General features: G+C 71.1%; 16 protein-coding genes. 6 read left to right on the top strand and 10 right to left on the bottom strand.

All coding sequences use genetic code 11. The annotated features are described in order from the left end of the window. Positions 1-20 precede the first annotated feature (20 nt). The 5 genes from murI to clpS are packed head-to-tail and all read right to left on the bottom strand — an operon-like array spanning position 21 to position 3498. The gene (gene murI / locus AC5Y4Z_RS05025) at positions 21-836 is read right to left on the bottom strand and encodes a glutamate racemase (protein WP_499961216.1); all 816 of its coding nucleotides are present in this window, start codon (positions 834-836) and stop codon (positions 21-23) included. Then, on the bottom strand, positions 833-1483 hold the full coding sequence (locus AC5Y4Z_RS05020) for a rhomboid family intramembrane serine protease (protein ID WP_499961215.1): 651 nt from the start codon (positions 1481-1483) through the stop codon (positions 833-835). The genes murI and AC5Y4Z_RS05020 overlap by 4 nt, the downstream gene beginning before the upstream one ends. Before the next feature lie 30 nt (positions 1484-1513). Next, positions 1514-2569, bottom strand: coding sequence for a P1 family peptidase (locus AC5Y4Z_RS05015; protein ID WP_499961214.1), 1056 nt, complete (start codon positions 2567-2569; stop codon positions 1514-1516). Then, positions 2566-3168, bottom strand: coding sequence for an oxidative stress transcriptional regulator AosR (gene aosR / locus AC5Y4Z_RS05010; RefSeq protein WP_499961213.1), 603 nt, complete (start codon positions 3166-3168; stop codon positions 2566-2568). Before aosR ends, AC5Y4Z_RS05015 begins: the two co-directional genes overlap by 4 nt. 24 nt (positions 3169-3192) lie before the next feature. Next, positions 3193-3498 carry an ATP-dependent Clp protease adapter ClpS gene (gene clpS / locus AC5Y4Z_RS05005; protein WP_499961212.1) on the bottom strand — a complete coding sequence of 102 codons (306 nt, stop codon included), beginning with the start codon at positions 3496-3498 and terminating at the stop codon, positions 3193-3195. 55 nt (positions 3499-3553) lie between these two features. Here clpS and AC5Y4Z_RS05000 point away from each other — a divergent pair, with 55 nt between their 5' ends. Then, positions 3554-4855, top strand: coding sequence for a nicotinate phosphoribosyltransferase (locus tag AC5Y4Z_RS05000; RefSeq protein WP_499961211.1), 1302 nt, complete (start codon positions 3554-3556; stop codon positions 4853-4855). 1 nt (position 4856) lies between these two features. Beyond that, complete coding sequence (locus AC5Y4Z_RS04995) at positions 4857-6842, top strand: ATP-dependent DNA helicase (RefSeq protein WP_499961210.1); 1986 nt, start codon at positions 4857-4859, stop codon at positions 6840-6842. On the opposite strand, the gene glgP is transcribed toward AC5Y4Z_RS04995, so the two are convergent. Then, positions 6829-9468 (bottom strand): alpha-glucan family phosphorylase, encoded by a 2640-nt coding sequence (gene glgP, locus AC5Y4Z_RS04990; protein WP_499961209.1) that lies wholly within the window; start codon positions 9466-9468, stop codon positions 6829-6831. The two genes, AC5Y4Z_RS04995 and glgP, sit on opposite strands and share 14 nt — an antisense overlap. Before the next feature lie 229 nt (positions 9469-9697). On the opposite strand from glgP, the gene AC5Y4Z_RS04985 reads away from it, so the two are divergent. From AC5Y4Z_RS04985 to AC5Y4Z_RS04975, 3 genes are all read left to right on the top strand, one after another. Beyond that, positions 9698-11791: an alpha-1,4-glucan--maltose-1-phosphate maltosyltransferase gene (locus AC5Y4Z_RS04985; protein WP_499961208.1), complete on the top strand. Its 2094-nt coding sequence runs from the start codon at positions 9698-9700 to the stop codon at positions 11789-11791. A gap of 5 nt (positions 11792-11796) precedes the next feature. Continuing rightward, on the top strand, positions 11797-13992 hold the full coding sequence (gene glgB, locus AC5Y4Z_RS04980) for a 1,4-alpha-glucan branching protein GlgB (protein WP_499961207.1): 2196 nt from the start codon (positions 11797-11799) through the stop codon (positions 13990-13992). A 157-nt stretch (positions 13993-14149) separates the two neighbouring features. After that, complete coding sequence (locus tag AC5Y4Z_RS04975; RefSeq protein WP_499961206.1) at positions 14150-16084, top strand: PE family protein; 1935 nt, start codon at positions 14150-14152, stop codon at positions 16082-16084. A gap of 75 nt (positions 16085-16159) precedes the next feature. Here the strand turns inward: AC5Y4Z_RS04975 and AC5Y4Z_RS04970 are convergent, their stop codons facing one another. Together AC5Y4Z_RS04970 and AC5Y4Z_RS04965 are read right to left on the bottom strand one after the other, a co-directional pair. Then, complete coding sequence (locus AC5Y4Z_RS04970; RefSeq protein WP_499961205.1) at positions 16160-17074, bottom strand: co-chaperone YbbN; 915 nt, start codon at positions 17072-17074, stop codon at positions 16160-16162. Positions 17075-17219: 145 nt separating this feature from the next. After that, on the bottom strand, positions 17220-18401 hold the full coding sequence (locus AC5Y4Z_RS04965; RefSeq protein ID WP_499961204.1) for an acetyl-CoA C-acetyltransferase: 1182 nt from the start codon (positions 18399-18401) through the stop codon (positions 17220-17222). Between the two features lie 78 nt (positions 18402-18479). Here AC5Y4Z_RS04965 and mce point away from each other — a divergent pair, with 78 nt between their 5' ends. After that, positions 18480-18947, top strand: coding sequence for a methylmalonyl-CoA epimerase (gene mce / locus AC5Y4Z_RS04960; protein WP_499961203.1), 468 nt, complete (start codon positions 18480-18482; stop codon positions 18945-18947). On the opposite strand, the gene AC5Y4Z_RS04955 is transcribed toward mce, so the two are convergent. Together AC5Y4Z_RS04955 and nucS are read right to left on the bottom strand one after the other, a co-directional pair. Further along, complete coding sequence (locus AC5Y4Z_RS04955) at positions 18944-19231, bottom strand: Rv1322 family protein (RefSeq protein WP_499961202.1); 288 nt, start codon at positions 19229-19231, stop codon at positions 18944-18946. The genes mce and AC5Y4Z_RS04955 overlap by 4 nt on opposite strands. After that, positions 19231-19902 (bottom strand): endonuclease NucS, encoded by a 672-nt coding sequence (gene nucS, locus AC5Y4Z_RS04950; protein ID WP_499961201.1) that lies wholly within the window; start codon positions 19900-19902, stop codon positions 19231-19233. Before nucS ends, AC5Y4Z_RS04955 begins: the two co-directional genes overlap by 1 nt. Positions 19903-19938: the final 36 nt, after the last annotated feature.

Here is a 19938-nt window from a genome sequence, read left to right as displayed (position 1 = left end):
ATCAGAATCTCCCGGCCCGCTCACCCCAGGCGGGAGTGCCCCACGGGCTGGACGCCGGTGACCGCGGGACCCAGAAATCGCGCGGCCAGTTTGGTGAACGCCTCGGGGTCGCCGGTGGCCTCGAAGACGCGGGTGGCCGGCGGGGCGTCGTGCGGGCGCAGCAGGTCCCGTTCGGTGAGCACGCGCAGCACTTCCTTGGCGGTTTCCTCGGCGCTCGACACCAGCGTGACGTTCTCGCCCATCGCCAACTGGATCAGCCCGGACAGCAAGGGGTAGTGCGTGCAGCCCAGCACCAGCGTGTCGACCTGCGCCCGCTGCAGCGGCTCGAGATAACCCTCGGCCAGCCCGAGCACCTGGCGCCCGCTGGTCACGCCGCGCTCGACGAAGTCGACGAACCGCGGGCAGGCCGCCGCGGTGATCTCGGTGTCGCGGGCGGCGGCGAACGCGTCCTGGTAGGCGTGCGAGTTGATGGTCGCCCGCGTGCCGATGACGCCGATGCGCCCGTTGCGGGTGGCGGCGACCGCGCGGCGCACCGCCGGCAGGATCACCTCGACGACGGGCACGTCGTAGCGCTCGCGGGCGTCGCGCAGGCAGGCCGCCGACGCCGTGTTGCAGGCGATCACCAGCGCCTTGACGCCGCGGGCGACGAGGTCGTCGCCGATGGCCAGCGCGTGGGCACGTACCTCGGGGATGGTGAGCGGACCGTACGGGCCGTTGGCGGTGTCGCCGACGTAGATCATGTCCTCGTCGGGCAGCTGGTCGATGATCGCCCGCGCGACGGTCAGTCCCCCGACGCCGGAGTCGAAGACCCCGACGGGCGCCAGAGCCGAACTCATGTCGTGGTCCGCCGCGGGGCGGCCCGTTTCGTCGCGCGGGCCTTGCGCTCCGGGCCGGACAGGACGTACGCGGCCAGGATGCCGGCCAGCGCGCCGCACAGGTGCCCCTGCCAGGAGACGCCGCCGCACTTGTCCAGGACGGGCACGGCGCTGACCAGGATGCCGCCGTAGGCGAACAGCACGACCAGGCCCGTGACGATGTCCCAGAACCGGCGCACGAAGATCCCGAAGACCAGTAAAAACGTCAGCCAACCGAAGATCAGGCCGGAGGCGCCGATGTGGTCGGACTCGAAGCGGCAGCCGCCCCAGTTGCCGATCAGCCAGGTGCCGAAGCCCCCGACGATCCACACGATCGCGGTGGCCCAGACGAACCGGGACATGCCGGCCAGGGTCATCAGGAAGCCCAGCACCAGGGCGGGCACCGTGTTGGCGAACAGGTGGGTCCAGCTGCCGTGCAGGAACGGCGCCCAGATGATGCCCCACAGCCCGTCGGCCTCCAGCGGCCTGATGCCGTTGCCGTCCAGCGAGTGGTGCGAGAGGTCGTCGACGAGCTCGATGAGGTACAGCAAAGCCACGAACGTGAGGATCGTGACCCCGCCGACCAGCCAGTGCGGTCGCTTCTTCGACTCTGTAGTTGACGCGTTCATGCCTCGTTCAGGCTACCGGCACCGGCCCCTTTACCCCGCTCGAACGGGGCCGAACGCACCGGGCAACACGTCGCGGTAGGTCGGTAGTCCGGCCACCGATTCGGCGGCGAACACCCCGGCCAGTACCGCGCGGGCCAGGCAGTCGGCCGCCGCCGCGCCGATCTCGGTGACCAGCCCCGCCTCGGGCGAGAACGCGGCGGGCGCCGGCTTCGCCCCCACCGGCGGGGCCACCTCGACGGCCCCGGTGGCGAGCGCGAACACCGTGTCGCCGTCCAGCGGGGTGTGCGCGGGGCGGATGGTGCGGGCCAGGCCGTCGTGGGCCGCGATCGCCACCCGCCGGCACGCGGCCGGGCTCAGCGCGGCGTCGGTGGCGACCACCGCGATCGTCGTGTTGAGCGGGGTGTCCAGCGGGTTCAGCGCCGACGGCAGCCGCGCGAACGCGTCGACCTGCTCGGCCGGCGGCGGCCTGAGTTCGAACTCCGCAATCAGGTCGGCCATCCACGGCAGGCCGGTGGCACGGTCGGCGACGTCGCCGGCGCAGTTCACCGCGACGAGCGCGCCGACGGTGGCCCCGGACGGCAACGCCATGGACGCCGTGCCCAGGCCGCCCTTGAGCACCCCGGCGCGCGCGCCCACCCCCGCGCCGACGGTGCCGACGGCCACCGCGGCCCCCGCGGCCTCGCACGCCGCGAAGCCGAACTCGGCCGTCGGCCGGCGGTCCCAGCCGCCGACGGGCAGGTCGAAGATCACCGCGCCCGGCACGATGGGCACCACGCCGCCCTCCATGGTCACGCCGCGGTCCTGGGCCTCCAGCCAGGCCATGACGCCGTCCGCGGCCGCCAGACCGAAGGCGCTGCCCCCGGCCAGCAGCACGGCGTCGACGAAGCGCACGGTGTTGGCCGGGTCCAGCAGGTCGGTCTCCCGGGTGCCCGGCGCGCCGCCGCGGCAGTCGACGGCGCCGACGGTCCCGGGCGGGGTGAGCACCACCGTCACGCCGCTGGCCCAGCCGGAGCCCAGCGACGCGTCGGGGTCGAGCTTGTGGCAATGGCCAACCCGGATGCCCCCGACGTCGGTGATGGAGTTCATCCGGCCGGCTTCCGCATCAGCGCCAGGACCAGGTACTCCTGCAGGACGGTCAGCCATTGGTAGACGTCGAGGTGCACGGCCAGCGGATGGTCGGCCGGCAGCCGGTCCGGCCCCTGCGGGCCGATCTCGAGCATCACCCCCAGCGTCAACCGGATGTCGTTGACCGCCGCGATCCAGGCGTTGGCCTGGTCCTCGGTCAGCTCGAAGCGGCCGCCGTTCTCCGGGACGGTGTCCAGAAGTTGTTGCGCCGCAGCGCGTTTGGCGTCGATGATCTCCGGCTCGCGCAGGCTGCGCAGCGCGGCGTTGAGGCTGTCGGCGCTCTCGGTGCTGTCGGCATCCTCGGCGCTGTCGGCGGTGTCGTCGGCCTTGTGGAAGTCCGGCAGCAGCCGGCGCAGCGTCGGGTCGCGCGGCGGTTCGGTGTTGCCGGTCTTGATGCCGGTGATCTCGTGGAGTTCGTCTGCGGGGGCGGACGATTCGCGCTCGTCGAGCAAACCGATCATGGCGCCGACGAGGTTGGTGAGCAGGGCGGCCTCATGGGAAGCCAAGGCGGACCGGTAGCGGGGACCGCCGGCGGTCTCGACGCGCTTCCATCTGCGCACAAGGAATCCCGGACGACCTCGTGTTCACTTGTCCTGCTGCATCGTCGCCCACAAACCGGCGGCGTGCAGCTTGGACACGTCGACTTCCATGGATTCCCGGCTGCCCGCCGAGACCACGGCCTTGCCTTCGTTGTGCACTTGCAGCATCAGCTTGGTCGCGTGCGGCTCGGTGTAGCCGAACAACCTTTGGAAGACGTACGTCACATACGTCATCAGGTTGACCGGGTCGTCCCACACGATGGTGACCCACGGGCTGGCCGTGACGTGCACGGGAGCGGACTCGCGTTGCCCGGTCGTGCCCGGTTTGGTGGGCGCTGACGCAACAACCATGGCCTCCAGGATACCGAGACTGATGCCCGCCGCCGCCGGAAGTTACCGTTGCGGCATGAACGAGCCGGTCCCGGCCGGGTTGCTGACCGACAAGTATGAGCTGACCATGCTGGCCGCGGCGCTGCGCGACGGCACCGCCGGCCGCCGGACCACGTTCGAACTGTTTGCCCGCCGGCTGCCCGACGGCCGCCGCTACGGCGTGGTGGCCGGGACCGGGCGGCTGCTGGAAGCGTTGCCGCAGTTCAGGTTCGACGACGACGCGTGCGCATTGCTGGCGCGATTCCTCGACACCGACGCCGTCGACTACCTGCGCGATTTTCGATTCGGCGGTGACATCGACGGCTACGCCGAGGGTGAGCTGTATTTCCCCGGGTCGCCGGTGCTTTCGGTGACGGGCAGCTTCGCCGAATGTGTCGTGATCGAAACCCTGGCGTTGTCCATCTTCAACCACGACACGGCGATCGCGTCGGCCGCGGCGCGCATGGTCAGCGCGGCCGGCGGGCGCCCGCTGATCGACATGGGGTCGCGCCGAACCCACGAACGGGCCGCGGTCGCCGCGGCCCGCGCCGCCTATATCGCCGGCTTCGCCGCGTCCTCCAACCTGGAGGCCCAGCGCCGCTACGGGATACCGACCGGGGGCACCGCCGCGCACGCGTTCACCATGCTGCATACCCGCCCCGACGGCCGCCCCGACGAGCTGGCGGCGTTTCGCGCCCAGGTCGACGCGCTGGGCGCCGACACCACGCTGCTGGTGGACACCTACGACGTGACGGCCGGGGTGGCCAACGCCGTGGCGGCCGCCGGCACCGGGCTCGGCGCCGTGCGCATCGACTCCGGCGAACTCGGGGTGCTGGCCCGCCAGGTGCGCGAACAGCTCGACGGGCTGGGGGCCACCCGAACCCGCATCGTGGTGTCCGGCGATCTCGACGAGTTCGGCATCGCCGCGCTGCGCGCCGAGCCGGTGGACAGCTACGGCGTCGGCACGTCGCTGGTGACCGGCTCCGGCGCCCCGACCGCGAACATGGTCTACAAGCTGGTCGAGGTGGACGGCGGGCCCGTGCAAAAGCGCAGCAGCCACAAGGAATCCCGCGGCGGCCGCAAGGAGGCGCTGCGGCTGGCGCGGCCGACGGGCACGATCACCGAGGAGGTCGTCCATCCGGCGGGCCGACCGCCGGAGACCACCGAACCGTGCCGGGTGCTGACGACACCGCTGGTGCGCGGCGGCGAGGTGGTGTCCGGGGCGGACCTGTCGGCGGCGCGCGAGCTGGTGGCCTCCGGCCTGCGCAGCCTGCCGTGGGAGGGCCTGAACCTGTCGCACGGCGACCCCGCGATCCCGACGACACAAATCCGGGCCTGACATGTCGGTGTCCGTGCCCGATCTGCTCGCCACCGCGGTGGCCGCGCTCGGCGGCAGCGAGCGCGCGGGCCAGGTGGAGATGGCCGGGGCCGTCGAGCAAGCCTTCGACACCGGAGAGCACCTCGTCGTGCAGGCCGGCACCGGCACCGGCAAGTCGCTGGCGTACCTGGTTCCCGCGGTGGTCCGCGCGCTCGACGAGGATGGACCGGTCGTCGTGTCGACGGCCACGATCGCGCTGCAGCGCCAGCTCGTCGACCGCGATCTGCCCCGGCTCGCCGACGCGCTGGCCGACGCGCTGCCGCGCCGGCCGCGTTTCGCCCTGCTGAAGGGCAGGCGAAACTACCTGTGCCTGAACAAGATTCACAATGGCGCCGCATCCGACGACTCGGACGACGAGCGGCCGCAGGAGGAGCTGTTCGACCCGGTCGCGGTCACCGCCCTGGGCCGCGACGTGCAACGGCTGACCGCCTGGGCGTCGAGCACCGATTCCGGCGACCGAGACGACCTCAAGCCCGGCGTGCCGGACCGGTCCTGGTCGCAGGTGAGCGTCTCGGCGCGGGAATGCCTGGGCGTGGCGCGCTGCCCGTTCGGCTCCGAGTGCTTCTCCGAACGGGCGCGCGGGCTGGCCGGCGCCGCCGATGTCGTCGTCACCAACCACGCGCTGCTGGCCATCGACGCCGTCGCGGAATCGGCGGTGCTGCCCGAACACTCACTGCTGGTGGTCGACGAGGCGCACGAGTTGGTGGACCGGGTGACGTCGGTGGCCACCGCGGAGCTGACGTCGGCCGCGCTCGGCGTGGTCGCGCGGCGGATCACCCGGTTGGTGGATCCCGAACTGACCCAACGCCTGGAGGCGACGACGGCGAACTTCGCCGCCGCCATCCACGACGCGCAGCCGGGCCGCATCGATCGCCTCGACGAGGAGCTGGCCACGTACCTGACCGCGCTGCGCGACGTGGCCACCGCGGCGCGGTCGGCGATCGACACCACCAGTGACGCCAAAGCGGCGTCGGCGCGCGCCGAAGCCGTTGCCGCACTGGGCGAGATCTCCGAGACGGCCTCGCGGATCCTGGCGTCGTTCGCCCCCGACATCCCGGACCGCACCGACGTGGTCTGGCTCGACCACGAGGACAACCGCGGTGCGGTGCGGCCGGTGCTGCGGGTGGCCCCGCTGTCGGTGGCCGGGCTGCTGCGCGACGAGGTATTCGCGCGTTCGACGACGGTGCTGACCTCGGCGACCCTGACCATCGGCGGGTCCTTCGACGCGATGGCCGCGGCCTGGGGCCTGAGCGACGAGCAACCCTGGCGCGGGCTCGACGTCGGGTCGCCGTTTCACCACGCCAAGGCCGGAATCCTTTACGTGGCAGCCCATTTGCCGCCGCCGGGCCGCGACGGCACCGGTTCGGCGGAGCAGCTGACCGAGATTGCCGAGCTCGTCACCGCCGCCGGCGGGCGCACGCTGGGGCTGTTCTCGTCGATGCGGGCCGCGCGGGCCACCGCCGAGGCCATGCGCGAGCGGCTGGCGACGCCGGTGCTGTGTCAGGGCGACGACAGCACCTCCGCGCTGGTCGAGCGGTTCAGCGCCGACGAGGAGACCTCGCTGTTCGGCACCCTGTCGCTGTGGCAGGGCGTGGACGTGCCGGGGCCGTCGCTGTCGCTGGTGCTCATCGACCGCATCCCGTTTCCCCGGCCCGACGACCCGCTGCTGGGCGCGCGGCAGCGCGCGGTGGCCGCGCGCGGCGGCAACGGCTTCATGGCCGTCGCCGCCAGCCACGCCGCGCTGCTGCTCGCGCAGGGCTCGGGCCGGCTGCTGCGCCGCGTCGACGACCGCGGCGTCGTCGCCGTGCTGGACTCCCGGATGGTGACGGCCCGCTACGGCGGCTACCTGCGCGCGTCGCTGCCGCCGTTCTGGCCGACCACCGACGGCGAACAGGTGCGCGCGGCGCTGCGACGGCTCTGCAGCTCGGCTCGCCCTAAGCCAGCGTGACCAGGCCCAGCTCGTTGCCGGCGAGCATCGGGTGGCGCGGCAGCACCCGCACCGTGTACCCGACCGTGCCGGCCAGCGGCAGCGACATCGTCGTCGAGAACACCTGGTTGCCGCCCTCGGCGGTGCCGGTGTACGACATCTCGACGGTCAGCGGTTCGAGCAGGGCGTCGCCGGCGTCCACCCGGCCCACCACCGCCTGCACCGTGACCTCGTCGGGCGCCAGCCCGCCCAGCTGCACCGTCGCGGTCAGGGTGAGCTTCGAGCCCAGCACCGGGGTGTCCGGCAGGCCGGTGCTGTCGACGTCGGTGATGTCGATCTTGGGCCAGGCCTGCTCGGCGCGCCTGCGGTAGCCGGCCAGCTCGCGGGCCGCCTCGAACTCAGCGCCGCCGTCGGGGGCCCCAACGGTGCTGCGCAGCGATTGCGCCGCCGGGGTGTAGTAGTCGTCGACGTAGTCGCGCACCATCCGCGACGCCAGCACCTTGGGGCCGAGCGTCTGCAGCGTGTGGCGCACCATCTGGATCCACCGCGGGGGCACCCCGCGCTCGTCGCGCTCGTAGAACTTCGGCGCCACCGCTTGTTCCAGCAGGTCGTAGAGCTTGGAAGATTCCAGGTCGTCGCGACGGTTCTCGTCGGCCAGCCCGTCGGCAGACGGTATCTCCCAACCGTTTTCGCCGTCATACCATTCGTCCCACCAGCCGTCGCGGATGGACAGGTTCAGCCCGCCGTTGAGCGCGCTCTTCATCCCCGAGGTGCCGCAGGCCTCCAGCGGCCGCAGCGGGTTGTTCAGCCAGACGTCGCAGCCCCAGTACAGCAGCCGGGCCATGGACATGTCGTAGTCGGGCAGGAACGCGATGCGGTGGCGCACCTCGGGCCGGTCGGCGAAGCGAACCACCTGCTGGATCAGCGCCTTGCCCCCGTCGTCGGCCGGGTGCGACTTCCCGGCGACGATCAGCTGGATCGGCCGTTCCTCGTTGAGCAGCAGCTGTTCCAGCCGGGCGGGATCGCGCAGCATCAGCGTCAACCGCTTGTAGGTCGGCACCCGCCTGGCGAACCCCACGGTCAGCACGTCGGGATCGAAAGCCGTTGCGATCCAACTCAATTCGGCATCCGACGCGCCGCGTGCGAGCCATGACCGGCGCAACCGCACCCGGACGTCGTCGACCAGCAGCGAGCGCAGTTGCGAGCGGATCCACCACAGGTGGCCCGCGTCGACCTGCTGCAGGCGCAGCCACACCCCCGGGTCGCCGAACGAGTCCGACCCGGCCAGCTCGCGGCCCAGCTGCAACCACTGCGGCGCCGCCCAGGTGCGCGCGTGCACCCCGTTGGTGATCGAGCCGATCGGCACCTCGTCGGCGTCGAAGCCCGGCCACAGCTCGTTGAACATGGCCCTACTCACCCGGCCGTGCAGCAGCGAGACGCCGTTGGCCCGTTGTGCCAGGCGCAAACCCATGTGGGCCATGTTGAACTTGGCCGGATCGTCCTCGGCGCCGAGGCCGAGGATCCTCTCCGTCGGCACGCCCGGCAGCAACGCGGGGCCGCGCCGGGAATCGCGAGCCCCGTCGCCGTTGTCGCCAGGGCCGTCGGGGCCGTCGGGGGCGCCGTCGAAGTAGCGCCGCACCATGTCGACCGGGAAGCGGTCGATGCCCGCGGGCACCGGGGTGTGGGTGGTGAACACGGTGGACGACCGCACGACGGTCAGGGCGGTGTCGAAGTCCAGCCCCGAATCGGTGATCAGTTCGCGGATGCGTTCGGCGCCGAGGAAGCCCGCGTGGCCCTCGTTCATGTGCCACACCTCGGGCGCGGGCAGCCCTTCGATGGCGGTGAACGCGCGGATCGCCCGCACCCCGCCGATGCCGGCCAGCAGCTCCTGGCGCATCCGGTGTTCCTGGTCACCGCCGTAGAGCCGGTCGGTGACGCCGCGCAGGTCGTGCTCGTTCTCGGGGACGTCGGAATCCAGCAGGAGCAGCGGCACCCGCCCCACCTGAGCGACCCAGATCCGCGCCCGAAGCTGAGCGGAGTCGGGCAGGTTGAGCTCGACCAGCGCCGGCTCGCCCGCCGCGTCGGTGAGCAACCGCAGCGGCAGCCCCTGCGGGTCCAGCGACGGGTACGTCTCGTGCTGCCAGCCGTCGGCGGTCAGCGACTGGCGGAAATACCCGGACCGGTAGTACAGCCCCACCGCGATGAGCGGCACCCCCAGATCCGATGCGGACTTCAGGTGGTCGCCCGCGAGGATGCCCAAACCGCCCGAGTAGTTGGGCAGCACCTCGGCGACGCCGAACTCCATCGAGAAGTAGGCGATCGAGGTGGGCACCGGCACCCCGGCCTGTTGCCGTAGCTGGTACCACAGCGGGCGGCTCAGATAGTCGTCGAGGTCGGCCGCCAGTTCGTCGAGCCGGCCCAGGAATCCTTCGTCGAGCGCCAACTCGTCGAGCCGGGCGGGTTTCACCGCGCCGAGCAGGGCCACCGGATCGCGACTGCACCGCTCCCACAGGGCGGGCTCGATGGTCTCGAACAGGTCCTGTGTCGGCTTGTCCCAGGACCACCGCAGGTTGTTCGACAGCTGGTCCAGCGCGGCGAGACGCTCGGGCAGATGAGCTCGGACGGTAAACCGGCGGAGGGCTTTCACGCGTCTCTACCTTACTGAGGATTCGCCCGCCCGCACGGCGTCTTTGGGCGAGCGGAGGTGTGTGACCGGACACTAGGGTGGGTATCGGTTAGTAATTGGGGCCCACCGATGCACCCCAGCCCGAGACGAGAGGCACCGCGGTCTGGCCGCACGGAAATCGAACACCGAGGGTGACGAGGCGGCCCGCCTAGCGGGCCGACGAGGAACCGGAAGAATCGAACGGAGTGTTGTGCCCGGTCGTGTCGAGATCGATAACGTCCAGCCCGTCGTGTCCTGCGGCGCGTACCCCGCCAAGGCCGTCGTCGGTGAGATGGTCCCGGTCAGCGCCGCGGTCTGGCGAGAAGGCCACGAGGCCGTCGCCGCGACGCTGGTCGTGCGCTACCACGGGCCGCGCTATCCCCAGCCCGCCGAATCCCGCCGGATCAAGGCCGCCGCGGCCCCGACCCGCCCCGCTCCCGCGGTGGACGGCAAGGCCGCCGAGCCGCGCGCCAAGCCGCTGCTGCTGCCGATGACGGAGGGGCAGGAACCCTACGTCTTCCACGGTGTGTTCACGCCCGACCGCGTCGGGCTGTGGACGTTTCGCGTCGACGGGTGGGGCGACCCCATCCACTCGTGGCGGCATGGGCTGGTCGCCAAACTGGACGCCGGCCAGGGCGAGAAGGAACTGTCCAACGACCTGTTGGTCGGGGCCGCGCTGTTCGAGCGCGCCGCGGCCGGTGTGCCGCGGTCGCGGCGGGAGCCGCTGCTGGTGGCCGCCGAGGCGCTGCGCACCCCCGGGGACCCGGTCACGCGCACCGCGCTGGCCCTGGCTCCCGGGGTCGAACAGATCCTGGCCGAACATCCGTTGCGCGACCTGGTCACCCGGGGCGAGCAGTGCGCGGTGTGGGTCGACCGGCCGCTGGCCCGCTTCGGCGCGTGGTACGAGCTGTTCCCGCGCTCGACGGGCGGCTGGGACGCCAACGGCAAGCCGGTGCACGGCACCTTCGCCACGGCGGCCACGCAGCTGCCGCGGATCGCGGACATGGGGTTCGACGTCGTCTACCTGCCGCCGATCCACCCGATCGGCAAGGTACATCGCAAGGGCCGCAACAACTCCCCCGCCGCCGCCCCCGGCGACGTGGGATCCCCGTGGGCGATCGGTAGCGACGAGGGCGGGCACGACGCCGTTCACCCGGAGCTGGGCACGATCGACGACTTCGACGACTTCGTCTCCGCCGCACGCGATCTGGGCCTGGAGGTGGCGCTGGACCTGGCGCTGCAATGCGCCCCGGATCATCCGTGGGCCCGCGAGCACCGCCAGTGGTTCACCGAGTTGCCGGACGGCACCATCGCCTACGCGGAGAACCCGCCGAAGAAGTACCAGGACATCTACCCGATCAACTTCGACAACGACCCCGCCGGCCTCTACGACGAGGTGCTGCGGGTGGTGCGGCACTGGATCGACCACGGCGTCAAGTTCTTTCGCGTCGACAACCCCCACACCAAGCCGCCCGACTTCTGGGCCTGGCTGATCGGCCAGGTCAAAGACGTCGATCCCGACGTGCTGTTTTTGTCCGAGGCCTTCACGCCGCCGGCCCGCCAGTACGGCCTGGCCAAGCTGGGGTTCACGCAGTCCTACAGCTACTTCACCTGGCGGACCGCCAAGTGGGAACTGACCGAGTTCGGCAACGACATCGCCGCCCTCGCGGACTTTCGCCGGCCGAACCTGTTCGTCAACACCCCCGACATCCTGCACGCGGTGCTGCAGCACCACGGGCCGGGCATGTTCGCCATCCGCGCGGTGCTCGCGGCGACGATGGGCCCGGCCTGGGGGGTCTACTCGGGCTACGAGCTGTTCGAGCACCGCGCGGTGCGCGAGGGCAGCGAGGAGTACCTGAACTCCGAGAAGTACGAATTGCGGCCCCGCGACTATGCGCGCGCCCTCGCCGAGGGCCGATCGCTCGAGCCGTTCATCAAGCAGCTCAACACGATTCGCCGTCTGCATCCCGCGCTGCAACAGCTGCGCACCATTCACTTCCACGGCGTGGACAACGACGCCCTGCTGGCCTACAGCAAGTTCGACCCCGCCACCGGTGACTGCGTGTTGGTGGTGGTGACACTCAACGCGTTCGGTCCCGAGGAGGCGACGCTGTGGTTGGACATGGAGGCATTGGGTATGGAGTCCTATGAACGATTTTGGGTGCGCGACGAGATCACCGGACAGGAATTCCAATGGGGACAAACCAATTACATCCGTCTGGATCCCGCACAGGCGGTCGCGCACATCATCAACATGCCCCTCATCCCGTACGAATCCCGGATCACGCTGCTGCGTAGGAGGTGACGGCCGTGCGCCGAACCGACGAACTCGCCGGGTTGGACCTGGCGCCCGACCCGGCCGACTTGGCGCGCCTGCTCGCCGGTGCGCACCACAACCCACACGGCATCCTGGGCGCCCACGAGTACGGCGACCACACCGTCGTCCGCGCGTTTCGGCCGCACGCGCGCGAGGTCGTCGCGCTCGTCGGTGACGACCGGTTCGAGTTGCGGCACATCGAATCCGGCCTGTTCGCGGTGGCGCTGCCGTTCGTCAACCTGATCGACTACCGGCTGGAGGTGACCTACGAGGGCTCCGAGCCCTACGTCGTCGCCGACGCCTACCGTTTCCTGCCCACCCTGGGTGACGTCGACCTGCACCTGTTCAACGAGGGCCGCCACGAGCGGCTCTGGGAAGTCCTCGGCGCCCATCCCCGCTCGTTCACCACGGCCGACGGCGTGGTGGACGGGGTGTCGTTCGCGGTGTGGGCGCCGAACGCCAAGGGCGTCAGCCTGATCGGCGAGTTCAACGGCTGGACCGGCGGCGAGGCGCCCATGCGGGTGCTCGGCTCCTCCGGGGTGTGGGAGTTGTTCTGGCCCGATTTCCCGGTTGGCGGGCTGTACAAGTTCCGCGTGCACGGCGCCGACGGCGTGGTGACCGAGCGGGCCGACCCGTTCGCCTTCGCCACCGAGGTGCCGCCGCACACCGCGTCGCGGGTGACGCGCAGCGCCTACACCTGGTCCGACGCCGACTGGATGGCGCGCCGAGCGCAGCGCAACCCGGTGTTCGAGCCGATGAGCACCTACGAGGTCCACCTGGGCTCGTGGCGCCCGGGCCTGTCCTACCGCCAGCTCGCCCGCGAGCTGACGGATTACGTTGTGGAGCACGGGTTTACCCACGTCGAGCTGCTGCCGGTGGCCGAGCACCCGTTCGCCGGGTCATGGGGATACCAGGTCACGTCCTACTACGCCCCGACCTCTCGATTCGGCACGCCGGACGAGTTCCGGGCGCTGGTCGACGCGCTGCACCGGGCCGGGGTGGGGGTCATCGTGGACTGGGTGCCCGCGCACTTCCCCAAGGACGCCTGGGCGCTGGGCCGCTTCGACGGCACCCCGCTCTACGAGCACGCCGACCCCAAGCGGGGCGAGCAACTCGACTGGGGCACTTACGTGTTCGACTTCGGCCGCGCCGAGGTGCGCAACTTCCTGGTGGCCAACGCGCTGTACTGGCTCGAGGAGTACCACGTCGACGGCCTGCGGGTGGACGCCGTCGCGTCGATGCTCTACCTGGACTACTCGCGCCCGGACGGCGGCTGGACCCCGAACATCTACGGCGGGCGGGAGAACCTGGAGGCGGTGCAGTTCCTGCAGGAGATGAACGCCACCGCGCACAAGGCCGCGCCCGGCATCGTCACCGTCGCCGAGGAATCCACCTCGTGGCCCGGGGTGACCCGCCCGACAAACCTTGGCGGCCTTGGGTTCTCGATGAAGTGGAACATGGGCTGGATGCACGACACGCTCGACTACATCAGCCGCGACCCGATCTACCGCAGCTTCCACCACCATGAGATGACCTTCTCGATGCTGTATGCGTTCAGCGAGAACTACGTGCTGCCGCTCAGCCACGACGAGGTGGTGCACGGCAAGGGCACGCTGTGGGGGCGGATGCCGGGCAACAACCACGTCAAGGCCGCGGGGCTGCGCAGCCTGCTCGCCTACCAATGGGCGCATCCGGGCAAGCAATTGTTATTCATGGGCCAGGAATTCGGGCAGCGCGCCGAGTGGTCCGAAGAGCGCGGCCTCGATTGGTGGCAGCTCGACGAGCAGGGTTTCTCCAACGGTGTTCTGCGCCTCGTGCGCGACATCAACGAGATCTACCGCAGCCGCCCCGCGCTGTGGAGCCAGGACACCATTCCCGACGGCTATTCCTGGATCGACGCCAACGACTCCGCCAACAACGTGTTGAGCTTTCTGCGATATGGCAAAGACGGCTCGGTAATGGCCTGTGTATTCAATTTCGCGGGCTCCGAGCACAGCGGCTACCGGCTCGGCCTGCCCGCCGCCGGACGCTGGCGCGAGGTCCTCAACACCGACGCCACCGTCTACAACGGTTCGGGAATCGGCAACATGGGCGGCGTGGACGCCACAGACGATCCCTGGCACGGACGCCCGGCCTCGGCGGTAATGGTCCTGCCACCCACGTCGGCGTTGTGGTTCGAACCCGAATAAGCCGCGTTCATAAATCGCCCGCAAATTAGATAACGATTTCCGTTCGCATCTATTTACATGGGCTAGTGTCGCGATATGATCTGCTGCCGTAATTAGTCGATGATCGCCGCGACCCGGGCGCTATCGACTAACTCGCCATACTTGCTGGGAGGCATGCATGTCATTCGTGTTCGCAGCGCCAGAAATGGTTTCGGCGGCGGCTTCGGATTTGGCGAGTATCGGCTCCACAATCAGCACGGCCACCGCGAGCGCGGCGGCCCCGACGACCGGCGTGGTGGCCGCGGCCGCCGATGAGGTGTCGGCCGGCATTGCCGCGCTGCTGTCCGCCCACGGCCAGGAGTATCAGGCGCTCAGCGCGCAGGTGGCGTCCTTTCACGACCAGTTCGTGCGGGCGCTGGCCGCCGGCGGCGCCTCGTACGCCGCCACCGAGGCCGCCAACGCCTCGCCGCTGCAGCAGCTGCTCAACGCGATCAACACCCCCACCGAATTGCTGCTGGGGCGCCCGCTGATCGGTAACGGGGCCAACGGGGCGCCGGGCACCGGGGCGGCCGGCGGCGCCGGCGGACTCCTGATCGGCAACGGAGGCGCCGGCGGGTCCGGCGCCCCGGGCCTGCCCGGCGGTCACGGCGGGGCCGCGGGGCTGTTCGGCACCGGTGGGGCGGGCGGCGCCGGCGGATCCAACGCCGCCGGCAATGGCGGGGCCGGCGGTGCCGGGGGCCGCGGTGGTTTGTTCTGGGGCGCCGGCGGAACCGGTGGGCTCGGCGGCCTCGGCGCGATTGGCGGCGTCGGCGGCGCCGGCGGCAACTCCTTGCTGTTCGGCGCGGGCGGCCCCGGCGGCGCGGGCGGGCTGGGCAGCACTGGCGGGGCCGGCGGGGCGGGTGGTCACAGCGGGCTGTTCGAACTGTTCGGAACCGGTGGGGCCGGCGGTGTCGGTGGGTCCGGCGGCGGCGGCGGCAGTGGCGGCGCGGGCGGCGCCGGCGGGGCCGGCGGATTGTTCAGCAGTGGCGGCGCCGGCGGCGCCGGCGGTTTCGGCTTTAACGACTCCGTCGGTGGGAACGGCGGGGCCGGCGGCGCCGGCGGGCTCCTCTCGGGGGCCGGCGGGGCCGGTGGCACCGGCGGGCTGGGCAGCTTCGGCGCCAATGGCACGGCCGGCGGCGTCGGCGGTGCCGGCGGTGCCGGCGGGCTGTTCGGCGTGGGCGGCGCCGGCGGCGCCGGTGGCGCCGGCGGGCTCAGCGCGGGGACCGGCGGGACCGCCGGGGCGGGCGGGGCCGGAGGTGCCGGAGGTGCCGGCGGGTTGTTCGGCGTGGGTGGCTCCGGCGGGGCCGGCGGCGACGGTGGGTTCACCACCGGGGACAACTCCACGGCCGGCGCGGGCGGGGTCGGGGGTGCCGGCGGAATCGGTGGGTTGATGGGACCCGGTGGCTCCGGTGGCTCGGGCGGCGTCGGGGGACACGCCGGCGGGAACACGTCGACGAACGGCGCCGGTGGCACCGGCGGTGCCGGCGGGCTGGGCCGTCTGTTCAGCTCCGGCGGCTCCGGCGGATCTGGCGGCGACGCGTCGCACACCAACGCCGGCGCGGGCGGTGCCGGCGGCGCCGGCGGATTGTTCGGCTCCGGCGGCGCTGGTGGCGCAGGCGGGTTCAGCGTTGATACCGGCTCGGTCGGCGGCGCCGGCGGGGCCGGCGGCAATGCCGGCGCGCTCGCCGGCTGGGGCGGGGCCGGCGGCTCGGGTGGGACCGGTAATACCAGCGGGGCCGGTGGAGCCGGTGGAAACGCCGGCCTGCTCTATGGCGACGGCGGTACCGGCGGCACCGGTGGGACGGGAGTCAACGGCGGCAACGGCGCTGCCGGGGGGCACGGCGGCAACTCCGGGCTGATCGGCAATGGCGGCACCGGTGGGGCCGGCGGCTTAGGCGCCGGCGGGGCCGGCGGGCCGGGCGGTGCCGGAGGCAACGCACAGTTCATCGGGAACGGCGGTAACGGCGGCAACGGCGGCGACGTCCTAGCCGGTGGGACGCCCGGCGCGGGTGGAGCCGGCGGCAACGGTGGGCTGATCGGTTTGCCGGGGATCAACGGCTTTACTGGCTCGTAACGCAGCCTGCCGAGCAGACGCAAAAGCACCCATTTCGGTACGAAATTGGGTGCTTTTGCGTCTGCTCGCGGGGGCTCAGTACAACGCGTTGGCGAGGTTGCGGCGGCCGGCGATCACCTCGGGGTCGGCGGGATCGAAGAGCTCGAACAGCTCGATCAGCCGGGTGCGCACCTGGGTGCGCTCGTCGCCAGATGTGCTGCGCACCAAGGCAATCAGGCGCTCGAACGCCCCGCCGACGTCCTGGTTGAGGATTTGCACGTCGGCGGCGGCCAGGGCGGCCTCGATGTCGCCCGGCGCTGCGTCGGCGACCGCGACCGCGTCGGGCCGTTGCGCCGTTGCGCGTGAGAGGAAGTCGATCTGGCGGATCGCGCCCTTGGCCTCGACGCTGGCCGGATTGGCGTCCAGGATCGCCTGATACGACTGTTTGGCGGCGGCGAAGTCGCCGTCCTCGAGCTGCTGGCGGGCCTGGGCGAGTTGCGGGTCCACTTCGTCGGCTTGCTCGGAACCGCTTGGGCCCCTGAGCTTTCCGGCCGTCGCCGACAGCAGCGAGTCCACCCAGCGGCGCAACTGCTCGGGCGGCTGGACACCCTGGAAACTGGACAGCGGCTGGCCGGCGGCCAACGCCACCACGGTCGGGACCGCGTCGACGCCGAATATCTGCGCCACCCTGGGCGCCACGTCGACGTTGACCGTCGCCAGCGACCACGTGCCGTTGTCCTCGGCCGCCATGGCGGACAGCGTCTCGACGAGCTCGACGCACGCGTCGCTGCGCGGCGACCACAGCAGCACCACGACCGGCACCTCGTCGGACCGGACCAGCACTTCCTCTTCGAAGTTGGCCTCGGTGACCGCGGTGACTCCCGGCGCCGTCGGCGTCGGGCTTCCGTCGGGGCCGGCCGAAGGGGCGCTCTGCTGGGCTCGCTGCTTGAGACCCGACAGGTCGACCGCACCGGCCAAGGCGGGCCCGATCGGGGGTCGCGGACGCGTCACGCCGTCAAGTTTGTCATGCGCGCCGGCAACCGCTCCACTCGGCCGGAGCGCGCCTCACCGGCCCGGAACGCGGCTGAACGGCGTTTATGACGAAGATCACAACTGCACGCCGAGGGCGCGCGCCAGCAACTTCGTCGTGGGCCGGCTAACCGGCCCGCAGGATCAGCGCGTCGCCCTGGCCGCCGGCGCCGCACAGCGCGGCGACGCCGTAACCGGAGCCGCGCCGGGCCAACTCCAGGGCGGCGTGCAGGGTGATCCGGGCGCCCGACATGCCGATCGGGTGCCCGACCGCGATCGCGCCGCCGTTGACGTTGACGATCTCGGGATCGACGCCCAGTTCCCGCGTCGACGCCAGCGCCACCGCCGCAAACGCCTCGTTGATCTCGACGACGTCGAGCTGGTCGGCCGAGATGCCCTCGCGGGCGAGCGCCTTCTTGATCGCGTTGGCCGGCTGCGACTGCAGCGTCGAATCCGGCCCGGCCACCACGCCGTGCGCGCCGATCTCGACCAGCCAGGACAGCCCCAGCTCCTGGGCCTTGTCCTTGTTCATCACGACGACGGCCGCCGCGCCGTCGGAAATCTGCGACGCCGACCCGGCGGTGATGGTGCCGTCGCGCCGGAACGCCGGTTTGAGGCCCGCCAGGGACTCCGCGGTGGTGTTGGCGCGGATCCCCTCGTCCTCGGTGAATTGCAGCGGATCGCCCTTGCGCTGCGGGATGTCGACCGGCACCACCTCATCGGTGAAAACGCCGTCCTTCCACGCCGCGGCCGCCTTCTGGTGCGACCGCGCAGCGAATTCGTCCTGCTCTTCGCGGGTGAACTGGTCGACGTCGTTGCGCTGCTCGGTGAGCGCGCCCATCGGCTGGTCGGTGAACACGTCGTGCAAACCGTCGTAGGCCATGTGGTCGAGCACCGTGACATCGCCGTACTTGTAGCCCGCGCGGCTGTCCATCAGCAGGTGCGGCGCCTTGGTCATCGACTCCTGGCCGCCCGCGACCACCACGTCGAACTCGCCCGCGCGAATGAGCTGGTCGGCCAGGGCGATCGCGTCGATCCCGGACAGGCACATCTTGTTGATGGTCAGCGCCGGAACGTCCCAGCCGATGCCCGCCGCCACGGCCGCCTGCCGCGCCGGCATCTGGCCGGCCCCGGCCGTCAACACTTGGCCCATGATCACGTATTCGACGGCCGACGCCGGCACGTTGGCCTTCTCCAGGGCGGCTTTGATCGCGATGGCACCCAGGTCGCTGGCCGAGAAATCCTTCAGCGAACCCATCAATTTGCCGATCGGTGTGCGCGCCCCAGCAACTATCACCGACGTCGTCATAACTACCTCCTAGGCGTGCGGGGAAGGCGGATTACCGATCCCCGAGAAGCGCGATCTTTGCCGTCAGGTTACCGTTATGTGATGACGACCGATCAAGTTGACGCCCGTCAGATCCTGGCCACCGAGCTGGTGACGGCGATCGATCACGTCGGCATCGCAGTCGCCGACCTGGACGCGGCCATCGCCTGGTACCACGAGCACCTCGGCATGATCCTGGTGCACGAGGAAGTCAACGACGACCAGGGAATCCGCGAAGCGATGCTGTCGGTGCCGGGCGCGCTGGCCGGCACCGCGCAGATCCAGTTGATGGCCCCCAACGACGACTCCTCGGCGATCGCGAAGTTCCTCGACAAGCGCGGCCCCGGCATCCAGCAGCTGGCGGTGCGGGTCAGCGACCTCGACACCATCAGCGAACGCCTGCGCGCGCAGGACGTCCGCCTCGTCTACGAGGCGCCCCGGCGCGGCACAGCGAACTCGCGGATCAACTTCATCCACCCCAAGGACGCCGGCGGCGTCCTCATCGAGCTGGTCGAGCAGGCCTCCTAGGACCACTTCCGGGTCGGGCCGCGCGTGGCGCGGTTGGCCCAGCACGGCGTGTGCCAATGCCGCCGGTCGTCGGCGCCCTGCCCCGCATCGGTCGGCCACACCACCAGATGTGCCGTGCCGGAACGGATTTCGTGGTCGCAGCCCGGGCAGCGATAGGTCTTGACCGCGCGGGCCGCGGCGACCGGACGCACTTCGTACTCGTGCCCGTCGGGCCCGGTCTCCACCCGGCGCGGCGCCGGCGGCAACGGCGGTTGCCGGCGCGGGGGTTCGCGACGCCTAGGCATCAGAACAGCCGGTACTCGTCACTGTCCATGCCCCGCATTTTGTCGTAATCCAGTGCGACGCAACGGATCCCACGATCGGTGGCCAGCGTGCGCGCCTGCGGCTTGATCTGCTGGGCCGCGAAGATCCCCTTGACCGGCGCCAGAACGGTGTCGCGGTTGAGCAATTCCAGGTATCGGGTGAGCTGCTCCACGCCGTCGATCTCGCCGCGTCGCTTGATCTCCACCGCGACCGAGCCGCCGCGCTCGTCGCGGCACAGCAGGTCGACGGGGCCGATCGCGGTCATGTACTCGCGGCGCACCAACGTGTATCCCTCGCCCAGCAGCTGCACGTGTTCGGCGAGCAACGCCTGCAGGTGGGCCTCGACGCCGTCCTTCACCAGGCCGGGGTCCACACCGAGGTCGTGGCTGGAATCGTGCTCGATCTCCTCGACGGTGATGCGCAGCTGCTCGCCGGCCTTGTTCTCCACCACCCACAACGGCGCCTGCTCGCCGGGCTGTTCGGTCAACCAGCACGGCGGGCTCATCCAGTTCAGCGGCTTGTAGGCGCGGTCGTCGGCGTGCACGCTGACCGACCCGTCGGCCTTGAACAGCAGCAGCCTGCGCGCCGAGGGCAGATGTGCGGTGAGCCGGCCGATGTAGTCGACGGTGCATTGGGCGATCACTAGACGCACCCGACTCACCTTAGAGCGTGCGGCACAAATTAGGCT

Source organism: Mycobacterium sp. NGS63 (assembly GCF_059812295.1).
The sequence above is the reverse complement of the archived record's forward strand: the minus strand, read 5'-3'. Positions and strand labels throughout refer to the sequence as shown.